Genomic DNA, 6,558 nt, shown 5'->3' with positions numbered 1-6,558 from the left:
CACAATTTCGGCCATGGCCAGCAGCATCTTTCCTCCTTGCTGGCGACCCTCAACATCCTCTCGCTGCTCTTCCATACCCTGCTGGAGTTGCTCGATGACAAGTACCAGTTACTACGAGCGCACTTGCCCACCCGCCAAACCTTTTTTGATGATTTGCGGGCGTTGACCCGTTACCTGTACTTCGACAGTTGGGAGCACCTTCTGACCTTTATGCTTGAAGGTCTCGAGTTAGACATCCCGCCCGATAGCAGTTGAATTTCCATAATGAGAATTGCTGGGGGAGATAGTAGGCATTTGACAGATTGATTAAGTTGTGCTTGTTGACTGAGTAATCAACCTATTGACAGAATTATTTTCCTGTGCTAGGACTAGATTGTGAGTAACATTTGAGTAACTCAATAGGATATCGGGTTGAGTAATAACCCGCTATCGCTGTCAGGATAAGGGTTTATAGTTAACACGCTCTGACGGTTGAAATCCGGATAATTAAACCCAGTGTTGTGCCTGATGTTACGAAATGTTAGCGCCATGAGATTTAAGCCAGTAATGACACTACCTCAACAGCAGATTCAGCTCCATTGAGCTTCTGTAGGGTGTCAAATTGACACTTACCCGAATATTGAGATCTGACGCACCGAACTCTGTTGTAGTTGCGATCGCCCCAAAAGCCGGGATCAAGTTTGACAATTATTGCTCAGAACCGAGTACAATGGTTATATGTGTGCGAGACGTTTAGAGGTGAAACAGGGTTGATATATCTGAAATAACCCGTAGGGTGCGTCACATAGATCAACCATTGGGGGAAAGGAAACGCTTTCTGATGTGACGCACGCGGAAAGGGAAGTTAGCCCCTTCCAGGCATTGTCAATCAATGCTAAGGAATGTTCAGCTTAAATGAATCCGCAAAACATGATCGGACAATATTTATCAAAAAGGGTTTAGTGAACCGACGATCTTTCCTGTGGGGAACAAGTCTATTAGCACTGGTGGAATTAATCGGGGGATGTGATACGCCCACAGATTTTCGGGTCGAGTTGCTAAATGGTTCTGTTCCCGTTCAACTGGTAAACCGCTTTCGCCGCCAACACCCGCAGCGGCCGGGGTTAAATTTTGTACCCAAATTTAATCTCGAAGACCTCTACCAGCAATTACAAGCCGAAGCCATTAGCAACTCCGCGCTATTAGTCATGATTGGCGACTATTGGCTATCAGCAGCCATTAGAGAGGAGTTAATCGAACCCCTCAACCCAGAGGATTTATCCCAGTGGCAGCAATTACCCCAAAACTGGCAAAATCTAGTTAGACGAAACCAAAACGGAGAATTGAGCGACTCCCTAGAAGGTAATATTTGGGGGGCCCCTTATCGCTGGGGGACAACAGCGATCGCTTATCGGGTTGATAAGTTTGAGAAATTAGGCTGGACTCCCACCGACTGGGAAGACCTATGGCGGTCCGAGTGCAAGGGTCGCATCTCCCTATTAAATCAAGGGCGAGAGGTGATTGGTTTAACCCTGAAAAAATTGGGCTACTCCTACAACACCCCTGATCTCGATCTAGTTCCCGACTTGAAGGCACAATTGGAACAACTACACCAAAATGTCCGCCTCTATGATTCTGATAATTATCTCAAACCCCTAATTTTGGGCGATACTTGGCTGGCTGTCGGTTGGTCAGGAGATATTTCCCCCCAACTGCAACGACAACATAATATAGCGATCGCTATCCCTAAATCCGGTACGGCCCTATGGTCAGATGTGTGGGTCAAACCTAAAGCCACCAGTGCCACTAATAACCCCCTAGTGCAAGCCTGGATTGATTTTTGTTGGCAACCCGAAATAGCCACCCAAATGTCATTATTGACTGGCGCAACCTCCCCCATAGTTTGGGGAATGCCACGAGCCGATTTACCCAAGGATTTACGGGAAAATCCGCAACTGTTACCAGATACCGACATTTTAGATCGCAGTGAATTTTTGCTGCCCCTAACTGTTGCCAGTATGCAACAATATCAGCGCCTCTGGCACGAAATCCGTTCCGTAGTGCGATCGTAGCTCCTTCCCCGGCTACAAAGCTAGTAATACACTGATGATGATAATAATCACAATAGCCACCCCTAGGGCGTTTCTTTGCACCCATTCACCCACAGAGTGTGGAAATCTCACCTGACTGTTGAGTGAAGGCTGAGGCACAATGGGTTTACTCTGGTCTTGATAGAGTGTGCATTCCCTGGCATAAGGACGCTTAGGAAAATTACAGGTGTCGTCTTGATGATAAAGACAACTCTGGCAGAGAAACTCCCCTTGATCAGCGCGGTGTAACGGAATACCCGGATGACCAAAGGCCTTGAGTTCATATTTGCAGTAAGGACAGGCGATCGCCTGAGAATCAACGGGTTGACGACAACGGGGACATTCTGGCATAGGAAAATCAATAGCGATCGACAGTAGGGGGCTTTCAACAAAAAAAGTGAAAAGTGATACAGTTTGTTTGACCGTAAATCTAGCTTAAATTTTACTAGATACTTAAAAACCTATGGATGACAACAATTTACTCAAACAGCTTTTGATGATTGGTATTGGCACCACCTCCCTGGTAGCCGAGAAATTGCAGGAGGTTACAGATCAGTGGGTCAAAGAGGGAACCCTTAACCCAGATGATGCTAAACGCTTTATTGACGAGATGATGCAGCGCCTGAAAATGGATCAGCAAAGCCTGGAAGATTTGATGCAGCGTCAGATTAAAAATATGATGCAGGATATCGGTGTTCCCCGCCAGGCAGAACTTGATGAGTTGCGGGGACGCTTGGACCGTTTAGAACGTCAAATGCGAGATTTGGAAAATCGCCACTGGCGCTAACAACCATAAGCTGTCAAACTGGAATAGTCACTATCGGTTTTTCTGGCAAACTTCAGGTGTACTCAATGGGGTCATGTTCATCAAAACTTAGGAAGCCAGAACCCTTGGCTATGTCCCCATGGCGGAATGACTCCCCTTGATGTATCTGAATCAACAGAGTTAGCCGATTTTTGCTAAAATGATTTTCCCTAACTTCACTTAGGAGGACGATAAAAGGTGCGAGAAATTTTGATCAGCTTTGGGGTAATTGTAGCCTGTTCCCTGGTTCTCATTGTTGCTCAAATTACCTATTCTGGACAAGAAGCTAATGCTTCCAATATGGGAACCCAGGTCACACCTGAAACCTCGATTCCTGTTCAAGAAAAGAAGGTTTCTACTAATTCCTTGCTGTCAGGAGGTATAGCAGCACCGACAGCTAATTTCACCATTGCTCAAAATATGACAAATACAGAAGAAAACCTAGTTACAACAGATTCCGGCCTCCAGTATGTGGATTTACAGAAGGGAACTGGTGCTAGTCCACAACGTGGTCAGACAGTTACGGTTCACTATACCGGAACTCTTGAAGATGGCACTAAGTTCGACAGTTCCCGCGATCGCAATCAGCCCTTTTCCTTTACAATTGGGGTCGGTCAAGTCATTAAAGGCTGGGATGAGGGAGTCGCCTCTATGCAAGTGGGGGGACGCAGAAAACTGATTATCCCTGCTGATTTGGGATATGGCGATCGCGGTGCGGGTGGCGTGATTCCTCCTAATGCTACCTTGATTTTTGATGTAGAATTGTTGAAAATTTCCTGATAGCAACTGAGGGAGGCTCACAGCTAAACTAGGGCAAAATTGACTCACCATCCAGATTTCACCCGGTTAGCGATCGCTGGATTTGCCCTGGTTTTCCCTACACCCACACTTGACAAAACCCTTGATTAATGGTAGAGATTTAAAAATTTTTGATCAATCACCTTTCCCAACCCTAGGCTTGGTATAACCCTGGTGCTTCCAAGGTACAATGGCTGTTTGATTAATTAACAGATCTGTCTGGGCTGTCAATATCCTAAATTTGGCATCTAGGCATGACTTATTTTAACTTAGGAGTCGAGGAACAGATTGCTTGTGGAAAAAATTAGGATCGCCATTGTTGGTATTGGTAACTGTGCGAGTTCTTTAATCCAAGGGATTGAATATTATCGCGACAAAAATCCCCAAGATGCCATCGGACTTATGCACTGGGAAATTGGCGGCTACAAACCTTCTGATATGGCAGTTGTCGCCGCCTTTGATATTGATCGCAGAAAAGTGGGTATAGATGTAGCAGAGGCAATTTTTGCCCCCCCTAACTGCACCACAGTTTTCTGTTCTCATGTTCCCCCAACTGGGGTTAATGTGTCAATGGGTCGCATTCTCGATGGTGTAGCAGAACACATGGTTGATGTAGACGAACGCTACAGCTTTCAACCCAGCGATAAACCCCAACCCTCGAAAGCAGAAGTAGTCAAAATTTTACAAGACTCCCGAGCCGAAATTCTAGTTAATTATCTGCCTGTTGGCTCCCAGGAAGCCACCGAATTTTATGCTGAATGTGCCTTAGATGCCGGGGTCGGTTTCGTCAACTGTATTCCCGTATTTATCGCCAGCAACCCCCTCTGGGAGGAGAAATTTAGACTTAATAAGGTTCCCATTATCGGCGATGATATTAAATCCCAATTAGGTGCAACCATCACTCACCGCGCCTTAGCTAATCAATTCCAAAAGCGAGGAGTCAAAATCGATCGCACCTACCAAATTAACACTGGCGGAAATACAGACTTTCTGAATATGTTAGACCGCCGCCGCCTCGACTCTAAAAAAGAGTCCAAAACTGAGGCAGTTCAGAGTGTGGTGCGAGAACGTCTCGCCCACGAAAATATCCACGTCGGACCTAGCGATTATGTTCCCTGGCAAAAGGATAACAAAGTTTGCTTTATCCGCATGGAAGGACGACTATTTGGAGATGTTCCCATGAACATCGAATTACGTTTGTCTGTAGAAGATTCTCCTAACTCAGCCGGAGTAGTTATAGATGCTATCCGCTGCTGTAAATTAGCACTAGACAGGGGTCTTGGTGGAGTTTTGGACTCTCCCTCATCCTTTTTTATGAAGCATCCACCAAAACAGTTAGTTGATGACGAAGCATACGAAATGACGGAACGATTTATCGCCAACCCATCCTAAAAATGGGGATAGGGAAAAAAACTCTGGGAAACCCGTTAACCTGCGGGTTCCTAGGGCATCTAGTTCTGTTTATGTTCCAGTTCAGCCTGTCGCAAGGCTTCCAAAACTGACCCGGCGACAAATCCCATCATGCTTCCTGCTACAGCATAGGTTTGGGGATGTCGGGACTGACTGTAGCCAACATCATTATGAACAGAAACAACGCCACAGCATTGATAGGGTTTTGCTGCTATATGAGAAACAGCCAAACCAAACACAGACCCTATACCAGCCATGATAATTCCCGAAAAAATCACTAGCCTTATATTCATAGAAACTCCTGGGTCGGAAACCCCGTCCTTTCAGCACGGCTTTACAAGTAAACCGGCTATCTTCACCGTAACAGAGAATCATGCTATAGGGGCCAAAAATTAACGAAAATTAACCATACTCCCTCAATTTGGGTCGGCTAGTTAGCGTTACCTATCGCGAAAATTGCCTAGAGAAAGATAAAGGAACCAATCAGCATGAAAAGTGTACCAAAGAAGAGTATATGATTAATCCAATCATCGGATGACCAATCTTTAAACATTAGTTAATTGCTCGATTAATAAGGGTTGATTTTGATGGGGTAAAGGGTGCTATATTATAACCCCTAATCCGGTGTTTTTCAAGAGGTGGGTAGACCTGTAGGGTGCGTCAGAAGGATAAAATCTAATATTGACGGGAATATAGATAAGTGACTGACGCACCAGAAGAGATTTTGATGGTAGGGTGCGTCAGAAGGATAAAATCTAATATTGACGGGAATATAGATAGCTGACGCACTAGAAGCACCAGAAGCGGGGGATTAAACGCCACAGCGCATCAATCTGGCGAGGAAATAGACTGCCATTTTAGCACCATAAGCCGATCGCCACCAGTTAGAAGGATGACATCCAGGGGGGGCAGATATAGAAAAGTTAAGGTCTTGATAGTCTAACCATTTATGGTCTTCGCGCCACCCTAAGCGATCGCTGACTTGAGTGAGTAAATCTAAGTCAATATTAGAGATATCATCACCTCCCCCCAACTCGGTATAAATTTGTCGTTGAACGCTAAAGCCAAAGCGATTATTGCTATACTTGACCCAGAGGCTATCGATAAGATGTAGGGCGCTACAGGGAAAAATCATGACATCATCAGGTTTCAAATCATCATGATGAGCCTGGGTAGCAATTTCCAACATCACCTTAGTAGTCTCTAAATCTGCTTCTCGCCAATTTCCCTCAGCCAGCAAATTCTGTAAGCGTCCGTAACGGTATTTATCACTAAGCAAAGACAAAATCTGGGCTAAAGTATCCTCCAATTTAGTAACTCTTTCCTCCAGGGAGGAGGAACTAACCGGAGCATGGGAAGTTTCCGGGTTTTCGAGAGGTGGATTTAGGGAAGGGGTAGGATCTGCAGAAGGTAGATCGGTAGATTCAAATTCCTGTGTATCTTCAGACATAATCAGTGTGATAGTTGTGTCATCTA

At 45.3% G+C, this 6,558-nt stretch carries 7 protein-coding genes and 1 pseudogene; 5 read left to right on the top strand and 3 right to left on the bottom strand.

Translation table 11 applies throughout. The annotated features are described in order from the left end of the window. Positions 1-255: pseudogene (locus B9T16_RS24330) on the top strand (ISNCY family transposase); the annotation flags it as partial. A gap of 626 nt (positions 256-881) precedes the next feature. Further along, a complete protein-coding gene (locus tag B9T16_RS24325) occupies positions 882-2,051 on the top strand; it encodes an extracellular solute-binding protein (RefSeq protein WP_006619442.1) in 1,170 nt (389 codons plus the stop codon). A gap of 12 nt (positions 2,052-2,063) precedes the next feature. On the opposite strand, the gene B9T16_RS24320 is transcribed toward B9T16_RS24325, so the two are convergent. Next, complete coding sequence (locus tag B9T16_RS24320) at positions 2,064-2,420, bottom strand: zinc ribbon domain-containing protein (RefSeq protein ID WP_006619441.1); 357 nt, start codon at positions 2,418-2,420, stop codon at positions 2,064-2,066. A gap of 112 nt (positions 2,421-2,532) precedes the next feature. On the opposite strand from B9T16_RS24320, the gene B9T16_RS24315 reads away from it, so the two are divergent. From B9T16_RS24315 to B9T16_RS24305, 3 genes are all read left to right on the top strand, one after another. Next, positions 2,533-2,856 (top strand): phasin family protein, encoded by a 324-nt coding sequence (locus B9T16_RS24315; protein ID WP_006619440.1) that lies wholly within the window; start codon positions 2,533-2,535, stop codon positions 2,854-2,856. Between the two features lie 216 nt (positions 2,857-3,072). Beyond that, entirely contained in the window at positions 3,073-3,654 is a 582-nt protein-coding gene (locus B9T16_RS24310) for an FKBP-type peptidyl-prolyl cis-trans isomerase (protein WP_006619439.1), read from the top strand. Positions 3,655-3,966: 312 nt separating this feature from the next. Beyond that, entirely contained in the window at positions 3,967-5,064 is a 1,098-nt protein-coding gene (locus B9T16_RS24305) for an inositol-3-phosphate synthase (RefSeq protein ID WP_006619438.1), read from the top strand. Between the two features lie 59 nt (positions 5,065-5,123). Here B9T16_RS24305 and B9T16_RS24300 read toward each other — a convergent pair whose 3' ends face one another. Next, entirely contained in the window at positions 5,124-5,375 is a 252-nt protein-coding gene (locus tag B9T16_RS24300; protein WP_006619437.1) for a hypothetical protein, read from the bottom strand. 518 nt (positions 5,376-5,893) lie between these two features. Next, a partial coding sequence (locus B9T16_RS24295; protein WP_410245984.1) for a GUN4 domain-containing protein occupies positions 5,894-6,558 on the bottom strand: 665 nt, incomplete at its 5' end.

This window comes from Arthrospira sp. PCC 8006 (genome assembly GCF_046480465.1).
GTDB classification, from domain to species: Bacteria; Cyanobacteriota; Cyanobacteriia; order Cyanobacteriales; family Microcoleaceae; genus Limnospira; species Limnospira platensis.
This window is presented reverse-complemented; position numbering and strand designations above follow the sequence as displayed.

Excerpts from the sequence above, each read along its gene's own strand:
- B9T16_RS24325 (WP_006619442.1), top strand. The coding sequence starts at position 882 with ATGTTCAGCTTAAATGAATCCGCAAAACATGATCGGACAATATTTATC.
- B9T16_RS24320 (WP_006619441.1), bottom strand. The coding sequence starts at position 2,420 with ATGCCAGAATGTCCCCGTTGTCGTCAACCCGTTGATTCTCAGGCGATC.
- B9T16_RS24315 (WP_006619440.1), top strand. The coding sequence starts at position 2,533 with ATGGATGACAACAATTTACTCAAACAGCTTTTGATGATTGGTATTGGC.
- B9T16_RS24300 (WP_006619437.1), bottom strand. The coding sequence starts at position 5,375 with ATGAATATAAGGCTAGTGATTTTTTCGGGAATTATCATGGCTGGTATA.